General features: G+C 71.7%; 14 protein-coding genes. 10 read left to right on the top strand and 4 right to left on the bottom strand.

Features of this window, described 5'->3' with window-relative positions:
• Window positions 1-51 precede the first annotated feature (51 nt).
• The gene (locus ACFVDM_RS03195) at window positions 52-1,314 is read left to right on the top strand and encodes an NADH:flavin oxidoreductase (protein ID WP_383632359.1); all 1,263 of its coding nucleotides are present in this window, start codon (window positions 52-54) and stop codon (window positions 1,312-1,314) included.
• A gap of 4 nt (window positions 1,315-1,318) precedes the next feature.
• Here ACFVDM_RS03195 and ACFVDM_RS03190 read toward each other — a convergent pair whose 3' ends face one another.
• Window positions 1,319-1,909, bottom strand: a complete 591-nt coding sequence (locus tag ACFVDM_RS03190; RefSeq protein ID WP_383632356.1) for a TetR family transcriptional regulator — start codon at window positions 1,907-1,909, stop codon at window positions 1,319-1,321.
• A gap of 125 nt (window positions 1,910-2,034) precedes the next feature.
• Between ACFVDM_RS03190 and ACFVDM_RS03185 the strand changes: the two genes are divergently transcribed.
• The 3 genes from ACFVDM_RS03185 (at window position 2,035) to ACFVDM_RS03175 (ending at window position 6,762) form a co-directional block, all read left to right on the top strand.
• A complete protein-coding gene (locus tag ACFVDM_RS03185) occupies window positions 2,035-2,259 on the top strand; it encodes a hypothetical protein (protein WP_383632353.1) in 225 nt (74 codons plus the stop codon).
• Window positions 2,260-2,470: 211 nt separating this feature from the next.
• Entirely contained in the window at window positions 2,471-3,253 is a 783-nt protein-coding gene (locus tag ACFVDM_RS03180; protein ID WP_383632350.1) for a putative protein N(5)-glutamine methyltransferase, read from the top strand.
• A gap of 515 nt (window positions 3,254-3,768) precedes the next feature.
• Window positions 3,769-6,762: a bifunctional [glutamine synthetase] adenylyltransferase/[glutamine synthetase]-adenylyl-L-tyrosine phosphorylase gene (locus ACFVDM_RS03175; protein WP_383632347.1), complete on the top strand. Its 2,994-nt coding sequence runs from the start codon at window positions 3,769-3,771 to the stop codon at window positions 6,760-6,762.
• Here the strand turns inward: ACFVDM_RS03175 and ACFVDM_RS03170 are convergent.
• Window positions 6,747-7,733 (bottom strand): phosphatase PAP2 family protein, encoded by a 987-nt coding sequence (locus ACFVDM_RS03170; RefSeq protein WP_383632344.1) that lies wholly within the window; start codon window positions 7,731-7,733, stop codon window positions 6,747-6,749. The genes ACFVDM_RS03175 and ACFVDM_RS03170 overlap by 16 nt on opposite strands.
• A gap of 108 nt (window positions 7,734-7,841) precedes the next feature.
• Complete coding sequence (locus ACFVDM_RS03165) at window positions 7,842-8,906, bottom strand: LacI family DNA-binding transcriptional regulator (RefSeq protein WP_383632341.1); 1,065 nt, start codon at window positions 8,904-8,906, stop codon at window positions 7,842-7,844.
• A 404-nt stretch (window positions 8,907-9,310) separates the two neighbouring features.
• Between ACFVDM_RS03165 and ACFVDM_RS03160 the strand changes: the two genes are divergently transcribed.
• From ACFVDM_RS03160 to ACFVDM_RS03140, 5 genes are all read left to right on the top strand, one after another.
• Window positions 9,311-10,588: an extracellular solute-binding protein gene (locus ACFVDM_RS03160; protein ID WP_383632338.1), complete on the top strand. Its 1,278-nt coding sequence runs from the start codon at window positions 9,311-9,313 to the stop codon at window positions 10,586-10,588.
• Window positions 10,589-10,609: 21 nt separating this feature from the next.
• On the top strand, window positions 10,610-11,626 hold the full coding sequence (locus ACFVDM_RS03155) for a carbohydrate ABC transporter permease (protein ID WP_383632335.1): 1,017 nt from the start codon (window positions 10,610-10,612) through the stop codon (window positions 11,624-11,626).
• On the top strand, window positions 11,623-12,510 hold the full coding sequence (locus ACFVDM_RS03150) for a sugar ABC transporter permease (protein ID WP_383632332.1): 888 nt from the start codon (window positions 11,623-11,625) through the stop codon (window positions 12,508-12,510). Before ACFVDM_RS03155 ends, ACFVDM_RS03150 begins: the two co-directional genes overlap by 4 nt.
• Window positions 12,511-12,610: 100 nt before the next feature.
• Window positions 12,611-14,287 carry a glycoside hydrolase family 13 protein gene (locus ACFVDM_RS03145; RefSeq protein ID WP_383632329.1) on the top strand — a complete coding sequence of 559 codons (1,677 nt, stop codon included), beginning with the start codon at window positions 12,611-12,613 and terminating at the stop codon, window positions 14,285-14,287.
• Window positions 14,272-15,330: a LacI family DNA-binding transcriptional regulator gene (locus ACFVDM_RS03140; RefSeq protein WP_383632326.1), complete on the top strand. Its 1,059-nt coding sequence runs from the start codon at window positions 14,272-14,274 to the stop codon at window positions 15,328-15,330. Before ACFVDM_RS03145 ends, ACFVDM_RS03140 begins: the two co-directional genes overlap by 16 nt.
• Window positions 15,331-15,388: 58 nt before the next feature.
• On the opposite strand, the gene ACFVDM_RS03135 is transcribed toward ACFVDM_RS03140, so the two are convergent.
• Window positions 15,389-15,856: a hypothetical protein gene (locus ACFVDM_RS03135; RefSeq protein ID WP_383632323.1), complete on the bottom strand. Its 468-nt coding sequence runs from the start codon at window positions 15,854-15,856 to the stop codon at window positions 15,389-15,391.
• Between the two features lie 436 nt (window positions 15,857-16,292).
• On the opposite strand from ACFVDM_RS03135, the gene ACFVDM_RS03130 reads away from it, so the two are divergent.
• Complete coding sequence (locus ACFVDM_RS03130; RefSeq protein WP_383632321.1) at window positions 16,293-18,014, top strand: carbohydrate-binding module family 20 domain-containing protein; 1,722 nt, start codon at window positions 16,293-16,295, stop codon at window positions 18,012-18,014.
• Window positions 18,015-18,055 lie beyond the last annotated feature (41 nt).

The raw sequence follows: 18,055 nt of genomic DNA, 5'->3' as shown, positions 1-18,055 counted from the left end.
GGCCCCGCACGGTTGCTGACTATTCGTCAGATCTCTGTCATGCTGCGCGCCATGGTGACCGGACCGGAAACGGCAGACGGGAACGACCACGCGGTACCGGACGTGCTCGCGCCCGCCCGGCTCGGGCCGCTGCGGCTGCGGAACCGGGTGCTGAAGGCGGCGACCTTCGAGGGGGCCACGCCGGACGCGCTGGTGACGCCGGAGCTGATCGACTACCACCTGCGGCCCGCGGCGGGCGGGGTCGCGATGACGACGGTGGCGTACTGCGCGGTGGCGCCCGAGGGGCGCACCGAGCGGCGGCAGCTGTGGATGCGGCCCGAGGCGGTGCCGGGGCTGCGCCGGCTCACGGAGGCCGTGCACGGCACCGGGGCCGCCGTCTGCGCCCAGCTCGGGCATGCCGGACCCGTCGCCGACGGGCGGTCCAACGGGGCGCCCTCGCTCGCCCCCATGGCCGGGTTCAACGCGCTGAGCATGCGCCGCAACCGGGCCGCCACCGCCGAGGACATCGACCGGGTCGTGCGCGCCCACGCCGAGGCGGCGCTGCTCGCGGCCGAGGCCGGGTTCGACGCGGTGGAGATCCACCTCGGCCACAACTACCTCGCCGGTGCCTTCCTCAGCCCCCGGCTCAACCGCCGCACCGACGCCTTCGGCGGTTCCCCGCGCGCCCGCGCCACCGTCGCGCTCCGGGTGACCCGGGCCGTGCGCGAGGCACTCGGCGACCGGCTGGCCATCACCGCCAAACTGAACATGAAGGACGGCGTACGCGGCGGACTCACCCTGGAGGAGAGCCTTCAGGTGGCCCGCTGGCTGGAGGAGGACGGCAGCGTCGACGCCCTCGAACTGACCGCCGGCAGCTCCCTGCTCAACCCGATGTACCTCTTCCGCGGCGACGCCCCCGTCCGCGAGTTCGCCGCCAACTTCCCGCTGCCCCAGCGGCTCGCCATCCGGGCCTCGGGGCACCGGTTCTTCCGCGCGTACCCCTACCGGCCGCTGTACCTCCTCGACGACGCACGGCAGTTCCGGGCCGCCCTCGGACTCCCGCTGATCCTGCTCGGCGGCGTCACCGACCGCACGGGCATGGACCGTGCCATGGCCGAGGGCTTCGAGTTCGTCGCGATGGCCCGCGCCCTGCTGCGCGAACCCGATCTGCTGCACCGCATCCGCCGCGACGCCGCCACCCGCTCGCAGTGCATCCACTGCAACCGCTGCATGCCCACCATCTACACCCGGACCCACTGCCCGGAGATCACCGGGACCGCGCAGGCCGCGCGGACGACGGAGGCCGAGGAAGGCCCCGGCCCCGCCGCCCCCTGACGCGTCAGCCGAAGGCGCGGCCCATCTCCTCCAGGACCTCGTCGATCACCTCGGCCGGCTCCCGGGCCAGATCCTCCTCGATCCAGATCCGCATCGCGATCCGCAGCGCGGCCAGGAACGCCGCCGCGAGCACCAGCGGGCGCACCGGCGCGCCCGTACCGCTGCCCCGCCCCGCCACGGCGTCCGCGAGATCCCGCTCCATCGCGGCGTGATTGGCCAACTGCCGGGCGAGCAGCGAGGGATGCCCCATCGCCAGCCGGGTCCGCACCGCCCACTCCCGCTCCGGAGGCGGGACCCGCTCCGCGAAGAGGGCCACCGCCGCACGCAGCGCCGGCCACGCGTCCTCCTCCTGCGGACGCTCGCGCACCGCCCGCACCAGCTCCCGGATCTGCTGCTCCTCGCCGTGCAGCAGCGCGTCCTCCTTGCCGGCGAAGTAGTTGGAGAACGTCCGACGGGAGATCCCGGCCGCGTCCGCGACGGCCTCCACCGTGACCTGGTCGAAGCCCAGTTCCACGGTCAGCCTCAGGGCCGCCTCGTGCACGGCTTGCCGGGTGGCTTGCTTCTTGCGTTCCCGCAGTCCCACAGCGCGCTCCATGGCCCCATTATCCGCTGGTCGGCCAGGGTCCCCCTCGCGTCCGAGCAGTGGACTCCTGGACCGTGATCAAGGACAATGGCCGTACGGCCGCCGCGTCGGAGCGTGCCGCGAACGGGGGACGACCGATGACAGACGTACTTGTCGTGTTCGGAATTCTGCTCGCCGTGATCGTCTTCCTGATCGTGCGCGTATCGCTCAAGCACCGCCGCCGTACGGAGAACTTCGACGGCCAGCAGATCGAGCGCCAGTTCAGCGCCGACATCCGCGAGATCAAGGCGGCCAACAAGTCGATCGCCGTCCACAACCGCCTCATCGACGGCGGCAACGACTGGACGCCCCGCAAACGTTGAACCCCGTACGGCGGCGGCCCCGGCTGCGGTAGTGTTTCGCATCCCCGGAAGCCGGGGCGACGCCGTCCCCGCACGGGGCGTACCGAAGGAGGTGGGACCCATCACCGCTGTATCAGCGCGGGTGCTCCCCTCCCACGAGCGCGCGGCCGGCCCTCTCTAGGGCGTGTCCGGCCCGGAGCACCCCTCGGCGTTCTCCGAAAGGCACCGCTCCATGCCGGTCCCCCTGTCCCCGCACGACCTCTCCGCCCTCGTCACCACGCTGCGCTCGGCCGGCTGCGTGTTCGCCGAGGAGGAGGCCTCGCTCCTGGCCGCCACCGCCGCCGCCCCCGCCGAACTCGGCACCATGACCCGGCGCCGCGTCGCCGGACACCCCCTCGAACACGTCCTCGGCTGGGCCGAGTTCGGCGGACTGCGGATCGCCGTCGACCCCGGCGTCTTCGTGCCCCGCCGCCGCACCGAGTTCCTGGTCCGCCAGGCCGTCGGCCTGGCCCCCGACTCCGCCGTCGTGGTCGACCTCTGCTGCGGTACGGGCGCCCTCGGCGCGGCCCTCGCCGCCCGGCGGAGCGACATCGAACTGCACGCCGCCGACGTCGAGCCCGCCGCCGTGCGCTGCGCCCGGCGCAACCTCGGCCCCCGCGGCCGGGTCTACGAGGGCGACCTCTTCGCCCCCCTGCCCCGCTCCCTGCGCGGACGCGTCGACGTGCTCCTCGCCAACGTGCCGTACGTACCCACGGACGACGTCCCCCTCCTGCCCGCCGAGGCCCGCGACCACGAACCGCTCGTCGCCCTCGACGGCGGCGGCGACGGCCTCGACGTGCTGCGCCGCGTCGCCGCCGAGGCGCCCCGGTGGCTGGCCCCCGGCGGCAGCCTCCTCGTCGAGACCAGCGAACGCCAGGCCGCACGCGCCGAGGAGACCGTCCGCGCCGGCGGGCTCCTCCCGCGCGTGGTCACCTCCGACGAGTGGTACGCGACCGTCGTGATCGGCACGCGATAGCCCTCCGGGGGTGCGGGGTGCGCCGTTGTCCGGTGGGTGGGGGCGGGGTCCCTCCGGGGTGACTCCTCGGAAATGGCGTGTTCACCCGGGTACGAGGAGTGGGTCGGGTCGTACGCCATTTCCTGCGGGGACACCCCTGCACGCCCCCACCCGGGCCGGTTGTGCGTCCTCACGCCGGTGAATCACGCTGTCGCAGACGCACGACGGCCGGGTTCGGGGGCGTGCAGGGGCGTCCCCGCAGAACGACGAACACAGACCGGGGTACGTGTACGAGGTCCCCGCACGTTCGTCGTTCGAGGAGTCGCCCCGGAGGGACCCCGGACCCCCACCCACCGGACAAAGGCGCCCCGCGGGGACCCCGCACAAACAAGCCCGTCGAGGGGGTCCCCCCATGCCTTTAAGGCTATGGGGGAGATTGAGGACGGAACCCCGCACACGGACAACCCCGCACCCCCCACACCCCGCTAGGCTCGGAAGACCGGAAGGTGATCGGGCGGCGAGCAGGAGAGCACGGAATGACGACGTTGCCGGGGCGCAGGAGCAGCACGTTCACCCGATTGCTGCGGCACGGATTCACCGACCCGTCCGCCGCCGAGCGGCTGCTCGAACTGCCGGACCTTTCCTCCGTACGCTCCGACCCCGTCCTGCTCGAAGCGCTCGGCGCCACCGCCGACCCCGATCTGGCGCTGCGCGGCCTCGTCCGGCTCGTCGAGGCCGAGGAGCCCGCCGAACGGCAGGTCCTGCTGGACACGCTCGTCACCGCCAAACCCCTGCGGGACCGGCTGCTCGGTGTGCTCGGGGCGTCCGAGGCGCTCGGGGACCACCTGGCGCGCCACCCGCGCGACTGGCAGGCGCTCGTCACGTACGAGGCGGCCGATCTGCACCCCGGCGTCCCCGAGTTCGAACGGGAGCTGGCCGACGCCGCCGACCCCGACGCGCTGCGCGTCGCCTACCGCAGGTGCCTGCTGGCCATAGCGGCCCGTGATGTGTGCGGGACGACGGACGTCGCCCAGACCGCGGCCGAACTGGCCGATCTGGCCACCGCCACGCTCCGCGCCGCCCTCGCCATCGCCCGCACGGCGGAGCCCGCCGACGCCGCGCGCTGCCGGCTCGCGGTCATCGCGATGGGCAAGTGCGGCGGTCACGAGCTGAACTACGTCTCCGACGTGGACGTCATCTTCGTCGGCGAACCGGCCGGGGACGCCGACGAGAGCGCCGCGATGCAGGCCGCCACCCGCCTCGCCGCCCACATGATGCGGATCTGCTCCGACACCACGGTCGAGGGCACCATCTGGCCCGTGGACGCCAACCTCCGCCCCGAGGGCCGCAACGGGCCCCTGGTGCGCACGCTCTCCTCGCATCTGGCCTACTACCAGCGCTGGGCGAAGACCTGGGAGTTCCAGGCGCTCCTCAAGGCCCGGCCGGTGGCCGGCGACCCCGAGCTGGGCGCCGAGTACGTGGAGGCGGTCTCCCCGCTGGTCTGGCAGGCCGCCGAACGCGAGAACTTCGTCTCCGACGTGCAGAAGATGCGGCGCCGCGTCGTGGACACCATCCCCGCCGACCGTGTCGACCGCGAGCTCAAGCTCGGGCCCGGCGGACTGCGCGACGTGGAGTTCGCCGTGCAGCTCCTCCAGCTCGTGCACGGGCGCAGCGACGCCACCCTGCGCAGCGGATCGACGCTGGAGGCACTGCGGGCGCTCGCCGCGGGCGGCTACGTGGGGCGCGTGGACGCCGCCCAGCTCGACGACGCCTACCGCTTCCTGCGCGCCCTGGAGCACCGCATCCAGCTCTACCGGCTGCGCCGCACCCACCTCGTGCCCGAGGACGAACCGGACCTGCGCCGGATCGGCCGTTCGCTGGGGCTGCGCACCGACCCCGTCACCGAGCTGAACCAGGCCTGGCGGCGCCACGCCTCCGTGGTCCGCCGGCTCCACGAGAAGCTCTTCTACCGTCCGCTGCTCGACGCCGTGGCCCAGCTGGCACCGGGGGAGTCCCGGCTCAGCACCGAGGCCGCCGCGCACCGTCTGGAGGCGCTCGGCTACGAGGACCCGGCGGCCGCCCTGCGCCATCTGGAGGCCCTGTCCTCCGGCGTCTCGCGCAAGGCCGCCATCCAGCGCACCCTGCTGCCGGTGCTGCTCGGCTGGTTCGCGGACTCCGCCGACCCGGACGCCGGGCTCCTCGGCTTCCGCCAGGTGTCCGACGCCCTCGGCAAGACCCCGTGGTATCTGCGGCTGCTGCGCGACGAGGGCGCGGCGGCGGAGAACCTGGCCCGGGTCCTGTCGGCCGGCCGGCTCGCTCCGGATCTGCTGATGCGGGCCCCCGAGGCCGTCGCGCTCCTCGGCGACCCGCAGGGGCTGACGCCCCGCAGCCGGGAGAACCTGGAGCAGGAGGTGCTGGCCGCCGTCGGCCGCGCGGACGACGCCGAATCGGCGGTCGCCGTGGTCCGCGGGGTGCGCCGGCGCGAGCTGTTCCGCACCACCGCCGCCGACCTCATCGGTTCCTACGGCACCGAGGAGAACCCGGCCGAACCCGACCCGGGGGCGCTCGTCGACCGGGTCGGCGGCGCCGTCACCGATCTGAACGCGGTGACGATCGCCGGGGCGCTGCGCGCCGCCGTCCGCGCGGAGTGGGGCGACACCCTGCCGACCCGCTTCGCCGTGATCGGCATGGGCCGCTTCGGCGGCCAGGAGCTGGGCTACGGCTCCGACGCCGACGTGCTGTTCGTCCACGCGCCCCGCGAGGGCGTCGACGAGCAGGAGGCCGGCCGGGCCGCGAACCGGGTGGTCGCCGAGATGCGCAGGCTCCTCCAGCTGCCCACCGCGGACCCGCCGCTGCTCATCGACGCCGATCTGCGCCCCGAGGGCAAGAACGGGCCGCTGGTGCGGACCCTGAAGTCGTACGAGGCCTACTACCGGCGCTGGTCACTGGTGTGGGAGAGCCAGGCGCTGCTGCGCGCCCAGCCGGTGGCGGGCGACGCGGACCTGGGCCGCGACTTCGTCGACCTGATCGATCCGCTGCGGTATCCGGCGGAGGGGCTGGGCGAGGACGCCGTCCGGGAGATCCGCCGGCTCAAGGCCCGTATGGAGTCCGAGCGGCTGCCGCGCGGCGCCGACCCGACCCTGCACACCAAGCTGGGGCGCGGCGGGCTGAGCGATGTGGAGTGGACGGTGCAACTGCTCCAGATGCGGCACGGCTGGGCCGAGCCGGGGCTGCGCACCACCCGCACCCGCGAGGCGCTGGCCGCCGCCTGCGCGGCCGAGCTGATCTCCGGCGAGGACGCCCGGACGCTGGACGAGGCGTGGGTGCTGGCGACCCGGGTGCGCAACGCCGTGATGCTGGTCCGCGGCCGGCCCGGCGACACCTTCCCGTCCGTGCCGAGGGAGCTGACCGCCGTGGGACGCTACCTCGGCTACGAGGCCGGGCACGTCGGGGACATGCTCGACGACTACCGCCGGATCACGCGCCGGGCCCGCGCCGTGGTGGAGGAGATGTTCTACGGGGCGGCCTGAGCGCCCCGGCGCCGGGGGCGGGGCGCGTCCCGCAGCGGCCGGGGAGGCCTGCGCACCGCCGTCAGCCGTGGACGCCGGGCGGGTTTCGGCGCGATCCGCTTCGGCAGGTGGTGCGGCAGCGCCCCGTACCAGGCGTACGACACCGCGTAACCGAAGGCCAGGCAGACCATGCCGCCCACGGCGTCCAGCCAGAAGTGGTTGGCCGTGGACACGATCACCATCAGGGTCACGGCCGGGTAGACCAGGGCCAGGATCCGCGCCCACGGGGCGGACGCCAGGGCGAACACCGTCAGCCCGCACCACAGCGACCACCCGATGTGCATGGACGGCATCGCCGCGTACTGGTTCGACATCTGCTTGAAGTTGCCCGAGGCCATCGACCCCCAGGTCTGGTGGATCATGACCGTGTCGATGAAGTGGCCGCCGTTCATCAGCCGGGGCGGGGCCAGCGGGTACAGGTAGTAGCCGAGCAGGGCCACCGCGGTCGTCGCGAACAGCGCGAGCCGGGCGGGGGCGTAGCGGCCGGGGTGGCGGCGGAAGAGCCAGACGAGCACCCCGATGGTCACGACGAAGTGCAGCGTCGCGTAGTAGTAGTTCATCGACACGATCAGCCATGTCACCGAGTTGACCGCGTGGTTGACGGACTGCTCGAACGCGATGCCCAGGAAGCGCTCGGCCGACCAGATCCAGTCGGCGTTGGCGAGGGCCGCCGCCTTCTGTTCCGGGACGGCGTTGCGCACCAGCGAGTACAGCCAGTAACTGACCGCGATGAGCAGGATTTCGAACCAGAGCCGTGGCCGCCCCGGGGAGTGCGGGCCGCTCAGCCCGGACCTGAGCCGGGCGGGAAGTCTGCCGATCCGGTCCGCGTACGCGGTGCGCTGGGGTTTCGCCTCGTCGGCCGCCTCGTTCACGATGGGTGACGGGGTGGCCTTCGACCGGCCTTCCTGTGGTTTCACGCTCAATTCACCCATAGGCACAGAGTCTGCCAGATTTGCCCCCTTCGCCCGATGATCCTCCGGCGGGGGGTGGCCCGCACATCCTGCGGGGGGTGAACGCGCGTGGGATCGGCGCGCGGGGGATCAGCGCGCGTGGGATCCTGGAACGGCCGGGGCTCCCGAGCCGGGGCCGGCGCCGGGTCCCGCGGCGGTCGAGCCGCGCACCACCAGCTCGGGCATGAAGACGAATTCGCTGTGCGGGGCGGGCGTGCCGCCGATCTCCTCCAGCAGCGTGCGCACCGCGGCCTGGCCCATGGCCGTCACCGGCTGCCGGATCGTGGTCAGCGGCGGATCCGTGAACGCTATGAGCGGTGAGTCGTCGTATCCGACCACCGACAGTTCGCGCGGGACCTCGCGGGAGAGCCTGCGGGCGGCCCGGATCGCGCCCAGCGCCATCATGTCGCTCGCGCAGACGACCGCCGTGCAGCCCCGCTCCATCAGCGCCGAGGCGGCCGCCTGGCCGCCCTCCAGCGTGTACAGGGAGTGCTGGATCAGCTCCTCCACGTCGTCCGCCGCGAGGTTCAACTGCTCGCGCATCGTGGCGTGGAAGCCCTCGATCTTGCGGAGCACCGGGACGAAGCGCTTGGGGCCGACCGCCAGCCCGATCCGGGTGTGGCCGAGCGAGACGAGATGGGTCACCGCCAGCCGCATCGCGGCCCGGTCGTCCGGCGAGATGAACGGTGCCTGCACCTTGGGCGAGAAACCGTTGACCAGGACGAAGGGCACGCCCTGGGCGCGCAGTTGTTCGTAGCGCCCCATGTCGGCGGAGGTGTCGGCGTGCAGTCCGGAGACGAAGATGATGCCGGAGACGCCCCGGTCGACCAGCATCTCGGTCAGCTCGTCCTCGGTGGAGCCGCCGGGGGTCTGGGTGGCCAGCACGGGGGTGTAGCCCTGGCGCGTCAGTGCCTGGCCGATGACCTGGGCGAGCGCCGGGAAGATCGGGTTCTCCAGCTCGGGCGTGATCAGGCCGACGAGACCGGCGCTGCGCCGGCGCAGCCGCACGGGCCGCTCGTAGCCGAGGACGTCGAGCGCCGCGAGGACGGATTCACGGGTGGCAGCGGCGACACCGGGCTTGCCGTTCAACACGCGGCTGACCGTCGCTTCGCTGACCCCCGCCTGAGTGGCGATATCGGCAAGCCGTGCGGTCATGGCACTGGACTGTACCGGGAGCGGGTCGGATTGCCCACCATGCACGGGATTCGGGCGGCGGTGCCCGCGGCCTCGGCTCCGGCCGGCCGTCGCGGCGGCGCCGCTCGGGCCCCTTGCGACGGACTCCGGCGGGGCATCGGCAACATCTTGCAAGCTCTTGCGGACCCTCCCCGCTGTCTGCGGTCGGATCGTCGCACTGCGGAATCACCCGGGGTGGGGCGCTTCTGCCAGGGGGTAGCCGGTTCCGTCAAGAGGCTTGACGGCAACCGTGAGGACACGCGAATGTAACGATCACCGGAGCTTGCAGAAATCTTCCGCAAACTCTTTCGGTCGTCTTTCATCCTTGTTACGTTCACGTCGACCCGGCGCCGCGACGGAGCGGTACGGCAGTTGAAGGAGTTCAGATGCGACGTGGCATAACGGCCACCGCCCTGGTCGCGGCCCTGGCGCTCGCGGCGACCGCCTGCGGCAGCGATGACGACAGTTCGAACGGCACCTCGAAGAGCTCCGGCGAGCTCTCCGGCACCGTCACGTGGTGGGACACCTCCACGGCGGGCAGCGAGGACAAGGTCTTCAAGAAGATCGCCGAGGGTTTCGAGAAGCTGCACCCGAAGGTCGACGTCAAGTACGTCAACGTCCCCTTCGGTGACGCGCAGAACAAGTTCAAGAACGCCGCGCAGGCGGGCTCCGGCGCCCCCGACGTGATCCGCTCCGAGGTCGCCTGGACGCCCGAGTTCGCGGACCTGGGCTACCTGGCCCCGCTCGACGGCACCACCGCGCTCAAGAAGCCCGAGGACTTCCTGAAGCAGGCCGCCGCCTCCACCAAGTACAACGGCAAGACGTACGCGGTGCCGCAGGTCATCGACTCCATGGGCGTCTTCTACAACAAGAAGATCTTCAAGGAGGCCGGCGTCGAGGTCCCGAAGTCCGTCGAGGACCTGAAGACCGTCTCGAAGAAGATCAAGGACAAGACCGGCAAGACCGGCCTCTACCTGCGCGGCGACGACGCGTACTGGTTCCTCTCCTTCCTGTACGGCGAGGGCGGCGACATGGTCAACGCCGCCGACAAGACCGTCACCATCGACAACGCCGCCGGTGTCAAGGCGATGAAGGTCGTCAAGGACCTGGTCGACTCGGGTGCCGCCAAGACGGACGCCACGGACGGCTGGGAGAACATGCAGGCGTCGTTCAAGAACGGCGACGTCGCGATGATGATCAACGGCCCGTGGGCCGTCGCCGACACCTACGCCGGCAAGGAGTTCAAGGACAAGGCCAACCTGGGCGTCGCCCCGGTCCCGGCCGGCTCCGCCGCCCAGGGCGCCCCGCAGGGCGGTCACAACCTGGCCGTCTACGCCGGTTCCAAGAACCTCGACGCCTCCTACGCCTTCGTCGACTACATGACCTCCGTCAAGACGCAGGCCCAGGTCACCAAGGAGCTCAACCTCCTGCCGACCCGCACCTCCGCCTACGCCGAGGAGTCGGTCGTCGACAACGAGATCGTCGGCTTCTTCAAGCCCGTCGTCGAGAGCGCGGTCGAGCGCCCCTGGATCCCGGAGACCGGCAGCCTCTTCGCGCCGCTGGTGACCGAGTACACCAAGGTCCTCACCGGTCAGACGACCCCGGAGAAGGCGGTCAAGACGACCGGTGACTCCTACCGCAAGCTCCTCAAGGGCTGGAAGTAACTCAGGAAGGCAGGCCGACTGATGGCTGTCCACACCAGCCAGTCGGTGGTGAAGGCCGCGGGCGACGAGAGCGCCCGCGGCCGGAGCCGCGGTACTGGTAACCCCCCGCCGCCGGGACGGCTCCGGCGGGCCCTGTCGACGCACTGGTACGCCTGGGCGATGGTGGCCCCGGTCGTCCTCGTGATCGGCGTGATCATCGGGTACCCGCTGGTCCGCGGTATCTACCTGTCGCTGACCGACGCCAACGAGCGCAACGTCGCGCGGTCCATCGGTGTCAACCACATGCCCGCCACGTACAAGTTCGTGGGCCTGGACAACTACACCGACGCGCTCACCGGTCAGCAGTTCCTCGGCACGCTCTGGTGGACCCTGGTGTGGACGGTCTCCTGCGTCACCATCACCTTCGCCCTCGGCCTGGCACTGGCCAACATCCTGAACCGGAGGATCGCCGGGCGCTCCGCCTACCGGATGGCGCTGATCCTTCCCTGGGCCATCCCCGGCTTCGTCTCGGTCTTCGCCTGGCGCTTCCTCTACAACGAGGACCGCGGGCTGCTCAACAAGATTCTCTCCGGCGGCGGCATCGGCGGGATCGACTGGCTCGGTGACCCCACCCTGGCCAAGGTCTCCGTCATCATCGTCAACGTCTGGCTCGGCGTGCCGTTCATGATGGTCGCGCTCCTCGGCGGCCTCCAGTCGATCCCCAGCGAGCAGTACGAGGCCGCGGAGATGGACGGCGCCAGCCCGTGGCAGCGCTTCCGCCACGTCACCATGCCCGGACTGCGCCCGGTCTCCACGACCGTGGTCCTGCTCTCCACCATCTGGACCTTCAACATGTTCCCGGTGATCTTCCTGCTGACCGGCGGAGGGCCCGGCGAGGCCACGCAGATCCTGGTCACCCAGGCGTACAAGTTCTCCTTCGAGATCAGCCCGCGCGACTTCGCGCAGTCCTCCACCTGGGGCGTGCTGATCCTCGTCCTTCTGATGGTCTTCGCCGCGATCTACCGGCGAGTCCTCCGCACGCAGGGAGACGACTGGTGACCACCGCACCCACCTCCACCGCGCGGCATTCCGCCCCGCGCCCCGCCAAGGTCCGGCTGCGCGGCGAGCGTTCGCCGCTGGCCTCCACGGCACTGCACCTGACGCTGATCGTCGCGTCCGTGATCGCGGTGTTCCCCGTGCTGTGGGTCCTGCTCACCTCGCTGAAGCCCGCCGAGTTCGCCACCACCACGGACTTCTTCAAGGACACGACGTTCGAGAACTACACGAACCTCATCACGAACACGAAGTTCCTGACCTGGTTCGGCAACTCGCTGATCGTCGCGGGCCTCACCACGCTGGCCGGCGTGATCATCTCGGCCTCCACCGGCTACGCCGTCAGCCGCTTCCGCTTCCCCGGGAAGCGCGGCCTGATGTGGACGCTGCTGATCACTCAGATGTTCCCGGTCGCCGTCCTCATCGTGCCGATCTACAACATCATGGCGAGCATGGGACTGCTCAACAAGCCGTCCGGTCTCGTCATCACCTACCTCACCATCTCGGTGCCGTTCTGCGCCTGGATGATGAAGGGCTTCTTCGACACCATCCCGCGCGAGATCGACGAGTCCGGACAGGTCGACGGGCTCACCCCGTTCGGCACGTTCTGGCGGCTCATCCTGCCGCTGGCCAAGCCCGGCATCGCCGTCACCGCGTTCTACTCCTTCATCACCGCCTGGGGCGAGGTCGCGTACGCCTCCGCTTTCCTGGTCGGCGAGGACAACCTGACCCTCGCGGGCGGCCTCCAGCTGTTCGTCAACCGGTACGGCGCCCAGTGGGGCCCGATGACCGCCGCGTCCGTGCTCATCGCGATACCCGCGGCCCTGGTCTTCCTGTTCGCGCAGAAGCACCTGGTCACCGGCATGTCCGCCGGTGCCGTCAAGGGCTGAGCCGCACAGCACGGCCGTACGACCCCACGCACCGTCACGGTGGCGCCGGCATCCCGACCCGGTCCCGGCGCCACCCCCACCCAGACACCCCAGGGACGACATGACCCAGCACCTCGCTGCCCCCTCCACCGGCACGTCCGACGACGCCCCGGGCCACCGCACCGGCTGGTGGCAGGACGCGGTGATCTACCAGGTCTACCCGCGCAGCTTCGCCGACGGCAACGGCGACGGCATGGGCGACCTCGCCGGCGTCACCGCCCGCCTCCCGTACCTCAAGGACCTCGGCGTCGACGCGGTGTGGCTCAGCCCCTTCTACGCCTCCCCGCAGGCCGACGCCGGCTACGACGTCGCCGACTACCGGGCCATCGACCCGATGTTCGGCAACCTGCTGGACGCCGACGCGCTGATTCGCGACGCCCACGACCTGGGCCTGCGGATCATCGTCGACCTGGTGCCCAACCACTCCTCCGACCAGCACGAGTGGTTCAAGCGCGCCCTCGCCGAGGGCCCCGGCTCCGCCCTGCGCGAGCGCTACCACTTCCGCCCCGGCAAGGGCGCGAACGGCGAACTCCCGCCCAACGACTGGGAGTCCATCTTCGGCGGCCCGGCCTGGACCCGCACCACCGACCCGGACGGCACCCCCGGCGAGTGGTACCTCCACCTCTTCGCGCCCGAGCAGCCCGACTTCAACTGGGAGCACCCGGCCGTCGCCGACGAGTTCCGCTCGATCCTGCGCTTCTGGCTCGACATGGGCGTCGACGGCTTCCGGGTGGATGTCGCGCACGGCCTGGTCAAGGCCGAGGGCCTGCCGGACCTCGGCACCCACGACCAGCTGAAGCTGCTCGGCAACGACGTCATGCCGTTCTTCGACCAGGACGGGGTGCACGCGATCTACCGCAGCTGGCGCACCATCCTGGACGAGTACCCGGGTGACAGGATTGCCGTCGCTGAAGCGTGGACGCCCACCGTCGAGCGCACCGCCAACTACGTGCGCTCCGACGAGATGCACCAGGCGTTCAACTTCCAGTACCTGGCCACCGCCTGGGACGCCGCCGCCCTGCGCGAGGTCATCGACACCTCGCTCGACGCGATGCGCCCGGTCGGCGCGCCCACCACCTGGGTGCTCTCCAACCACGACGTCACCCGGCACGCCACCCGCTTCGCCAACCCGGCGGGCCTCGGCACCCAGATCCGCACCGCCGGCGACCGCGAGCTGGGCCTGCGCCGGGCCCGCGCGGCCACCCTGCTGATGCTGGCGCTGCCCGGCTCCGCCTACGTCTACCAGGGCGAGGAGCTGGGCCTGCCCGACGTCACCGACCTGCCCGACGAGGCCCGCCAGGACCCCTCGTTCTTCCGCGCCGAGGGCCAGGACGGCTACCGCGACGGCTGCCGCGTCCCGATCCCGTGGACCCGCGAGGGCAGCAGCTACGGCTTCGGCGCGGGCGGCAGCTGGCTCCCGCAGCCGGCCGGCTGGGGCGAGCTGAGCGTCGAGGCCCAGACCGGCACGCCCGGCTCCACCCTGGAGCTGTACCGGGCCGCGATCGCCTCCCGCCGCGCCCACCCCGGCCTCGGCGCCGGAACGGACGTGGAGTGGCTCGATGCCCCCGAGGGCGTCCTCGTCCTCGCCCGCCCCGGTTTCGTCTGCACCGTCAACACGACCGGCGCCCCCGTCCGGATCCCCGCGTACGGCACCCCGCTGCTGTCCAGCGCCCCGGTCGAGACCGACGGCCCCGAGGTCGAGCTGCCCGCCGACACCACGGTGTGGTGGACGGTGTGACCGTCCCCCCGCCCAGGGCCGGTTCCGCGCTCAGGCTCTCCGACATCGCCGGCCAGGCAGCCGTCAGCGAGGCGACGGTCAGCCGCGTCCTCAACGGCAAGCCGGGCGTCGCGGACACCACGCGTCAGCGGGTGCTCGCGGCGCTCGACATCCTGGGGTACGAACGACCCGTACGGCTGCGGCAGCGCAGCGCCGGGCTGATCGGACTGGTGACGCCCGAGCTCACCAACCCGATCTTCCCCGCGTTCGCGCAGTCCGTGGAACAGGTCCTGGCCGGGCACGGCTACACCCCGGTGCTCTGCACCCAGCTGCCCGGCGGCGCCACCGAGGACGAACTCGTCGAGCAGCTCGTCGAACGCGGCGTCGGCGGCATCGTGTTCCTCTCCGGACTGCACGCCGACACCTCGGCCGACCCGGCGCGCTACGCCGCGCTGACCGAGCGCGGCGTGCCGTTCGTCCTGATCAACGGCTACAACGAGCGCATCAGCGCCCCGTTCGTCTCGCCCGACGACGCCGCGGCCGTGCGGATGGCCGTGAGCCACCTCGCCGAACTCGGTCACCGCAAGGTCGGCCTCGCCATAGGTCCGCAGCGCTACGTGCCCTCCCGCCGCAAGCGGGACGGCTTCGTGGACGCGGCGGTCTCGGTGCTGGGGCTGGACCGTGCGGAGGCCGAACTCCTTGTCTGCTCCACGCTGTTCAGCGTCGAGGGCGGTCAGGTGGCGGCCGGCGCCCTGTTGGACCGGGGCTGCACCGGCATCGTCTGCGGCAGCGACCTGATGGCCCTGGGCGTGGTCCGCGCGGCCCGCGACCGCGGTCTCGACGTCCCGCGCGACGTCTCCGTCGTCGGCTTCGACGACTCCCAGCTCATCGCCTTCACCGACCCGCCGCTGACCACGGTCCGCCAGCCCGTCCAGGCGATGGCGGCGGCCGCGGTGGGCGCGCTGCTGGAGGAGATAGGCGGCAGCCCCGTGCAGCGCACGGAGTACGTCTTCCAGCCCGAACTGGTCGTACGGGGGTCGACGGCGGCGCTGCGGGGGGCGTGAGGCGGAAGGGAGAGGGAGGCCGGGTCCGGAGGGGGGATCCGGCCTCCCTCTTCCGTTCTCATGAGGGCGGGGCGGCGGTCCTCCGCTGCCGGCGCAGCATCACCAGGAGCCCGGTCGCGACCGCCAGGCCCACGGCGGCGAGTACCGCGCCCTTGACCACGGGGCCGTGCCAGCCGTAGTCGGCGGTGTAGGCGGCCCCGGCGTCCCCGGCGAGCCGGACGTCGTCGATGCGGGCGGGGGCGGGGTCGCTCCGGCGGACCCGGGCGGCGCCGCGCAGTTCGACGTCGTGCGCGAGGACGCTGCCGTCGGCGCCGGTGAAGGTGCCGGTCCAGACGCAGGATTCCTTGCCGCAGTCGCGGTCGGCGGGGGTGAGGGTGCCGACGGGGCCCGAGCGCAGGGCGGTCCGGCCCTCCAGGCCCTCGGCGGCCAGGCCGAGTCCGCCGCCGAGCGAGACGAGCAGCACGAAGACGACGCCGATGCGGACGACGAGGCGTCCGCGGGGGGTCAGGGGCCGGTCGGTGGACATGGCACACGAGCGTAGGCCGGAAGCGGCACGGGGGCGACGGCGGGGTGTCGTACACGGGGGAGAGGCACCGGAAGTCGGCCCGGACGGGCCGGCGGGGAGTGTGACCTCCGGTGCACCCCCTGTGTGACCGGCCCGGCCGGCCGGGCGCGTGGGGCCCGGGGTAACGGGACCCCCGGCCGGCCGGACCGGAGTCGGGAGCAACGTAACAGGGCTGCAATGTCTTGCGTAAGACCTTGCAGAAAGAAATCTGCACTATTTCGCGGATGTGAGCAGCTCATGTCCAAAGGGTTGACCGCGCACTGACGGGCTCGTACGGTCTGCTCGCGGCAAGGTTTGCATTCTTGCAGCAAGAACCTTCAGAGCCTTGAGGGCAGGGCGCGTTGCCGTATGAGGCTGCACCGTCACCCGCGTTTCCCCCACATGCAGGAGGAAAGACATGGCCCGCAGACCCCTGTCTGCCGCGCTCGCCCTCGTCGCGGGAGCCGCCGCCCTCGTGGTCCCCGCCACGACGGCCGAGGCATCCGCCCCGGGCGCCAAGGACGTCACCGCCGTCCTCTTCGAGTGGAAGTTCGACTCCGTCGCCAAGGCGTGCACCGACACGCTCGGCCCGGCCGGTTACGGCTTCGTCCAGGTCTCGCCGCCGCAGGAGCACATCCAGGGCGGCCAGTGGTGGACCTCCTACCAGCCGGTCAGCTACAAGATCGCCGGGCGCCTCGGCGACCGCGCGTCCTTCGCGAACATGGTCAACACCTGCCACGGCGCCGGCGTGAAGGTCGTCGCCGACTCGGTCATCAACCACATGTCCTCGGGCTCGGGCACCGGCACCGGCGGCTCCTCGTACACGAAGTACGACTACCCCGGCCTGTACTCGGTCAACGACATGAACGACTGCCAGTCGCAGATCACCAACTACGGCGACCGGGCCAACGTCCAGAACTGCGAACTCGTCGGGCTGGCCGACCTGGACACCGGTGAGGACTACGTCCGGGGCAGGATCGCCGGCTACCTCAACGACCTGCTCTCGCTCGGCGTCGACGGCTTCCGCATCGACGCCGCCAAGCACATGCCCGCCGCCGACCTCGCCAACATCAAGTCGCGGCTGAGCAACCCGAACGCCTACTGGAAGCAGGAGGCGATCTACGGCGCCGGCGAGGCCGTCTCGCCCGACGAGTACGCCGGCACCGGTGACGTCCAGGAGTTCCGGTACGCCCGGAGCCTCAAGCAGGTCTTCAACGACCAGAACCTCGCCTATCTGAAGAACTTCGGCGAGGGCTGGGGCTTCATGCCGTCGTCGCGGGCCGCGGTCTTCGTCGACAACCACGACACCGAGCGCAACGGCGAGACGCTGAACTACAAGGCCGGCGCCTCCTACACGCTCGCCAGCGTGTTCATGCTGGCCTGGCCCTACGGCTCGCCCGACGTCCACTCCGGCTACGAGTGGTCCGACAAGGACGCCGGCCCGCCGAGCGGCGGCACGGTGAACGCCTGCTACAGCGACGGCTGGAAGTGCCAGCACGCCTGGCGCGAGATCTCCTCCATGGTCGGCTTCCGCAACACCGCGCGCGGTGAGGCCGTCACGAACTGGTGGGACAACGGCGGCGACCAGATCGCCTTCGGCCGCGGCTCCAAGGCGTATGTGGCGATCAACCACGAGGGTTCCTCGCTGACCCGGACCTTCCAGACCTCGCTGCCCGCTGGCGACTACTGCGACGTCCAGTCCGGCAAGGGCGTCACCGTCAACGGCTCCGGACAGTTCACCGCCACCCTCGGCGCCGACACCGCCCTCGCGCTGCACACCGGCGCCCGCACCTGCGGCGGCGGCTCCACCGACCCCGGCACCGACCCCGGTACGGGCACGGGCACGTCCGGCGCCTCCTTCGGCGTCAACGCCACCACCCAGCTCGGCCAGAACATCTACGTCACCGGCAACCAGTCCGCCCTCGGCAACTGGAACACCGGCAGCGCCCTGAAGCTGGACCCGGCCACGTACCCGGTCTGGAAGCTCGACGTGAACATGCCCGCGGGCACCACGTTCGAGTACAAGTACATCCGCAAGGACGCGAACGGCAACGTCACCTGGGAGAGCGGTGCCAACCGCACGGGCACGGTGCCGTCCTCCGGCAAGGTCGCCCTGACCGCCGACGTCTGGCGGAGCTGACCTCCCCCCTCGCCGGACGGGCCGTCTCCCTGCGGCCCGTC

The organism is Streptomyces sp. NPDC057682 (genome assembly GCF_042799575.1).
GTDB lineage: Bacteria > Actinomycetota > Actinomycetes > Streptomycetales > Streptomycetaceae > Streptomyces.
This window is presented reverse-complemented; position numbering and strand designations above follow the sequence as displayed.

Bases quoted from the DNA above. Each gene is read 5' to 3' on its own strand.
- ACFVDM_RS03195 (WP_383632359.1), top strand. From the start codon at position 52: ATGGTGACCGGACCGGAAACGGCAGACGGGAACGACCACGCGGTACCG.
- ACFVDM_RS03190 (WP_383632356.1), bottom strand. From the start codon at position 1,909: ATGGAGCGCGCTGTGGGACTGCGGGAACGCAAGAAGCAAGCCACCCGG.
- ACFVDM_RS03185 (WP_383632353.1), top strand. From the start codon at position 2,035: ATGACAGACGTACTTGTCGTGTTCGGAATTCTGCTCGCCGTGATCGTC.
- ACFVDM_RS03180 (WP_383632350.1), top strand. From the start codon at position 2,471: ATGCCGGTCCCCCTGTCCCCGCACGACCTCTCCGCCCTCGTCACCACG.
- ACFVDM_RS03175 (WP_383632347.1), top strand. From the start codon at position 3,769: ATGACGACGTTGCCGGGGCGCAGGAGCAGCACGTTCACCCGATTGCTG.
- ACFVDM_RS03170 (WP_383632344.1), bottom strand. From the start codon at position 7,733: ATGGGTGAATTGAGCGTGAAACCACAGGAAGGCCGGTCGAAGGCCACC.
- ACFVDM_RS03165 (WP_383632341.1), bottom strand. From the start codon at position 8,906: ATGACCGCACGGCTTGCCGATATCGCCACTCAGGCGGGGGTCAGCGAA.
- ACFVDM_RS03160 (WP_383632338.1), top strand. From the start codon at position 9,311: ATGCGACGTGGCATAACGGCCACCGCCCTGGTCGCGGCCCTGGCGCTC.
- ACFVDM_RS03155 (WP_383632335.1), top strand. From the start codon at position 10,610: ATGGCTGTCCACACCAGCCAGTCGGTGGTGAAGGCCGCGGGCGACGAG.
- ACFVDM_RS03145 (WP_383632329.1), top strand. From the start codon at position 12,611: ATGACCCAGCACCTCGCTGCCCCCTCCACCGGCACGTCCGACGACGCC.
- ACFVDM_RS03135 (WP_383632323.1), bottom strand. From the start codon at position 15,856: ATGTCCACCGACCGGCCCCTGACCCCCCGCGGACGCCTCGTCGTCCGC.
- ACFVDM_RS03130 (WP_383632321.1), top strand. From the start codon at position 16,293: ATGGCCCGCAGACCCCTGTCTGCCGCGCTCGCCCTCGTCGCGGGAGCC.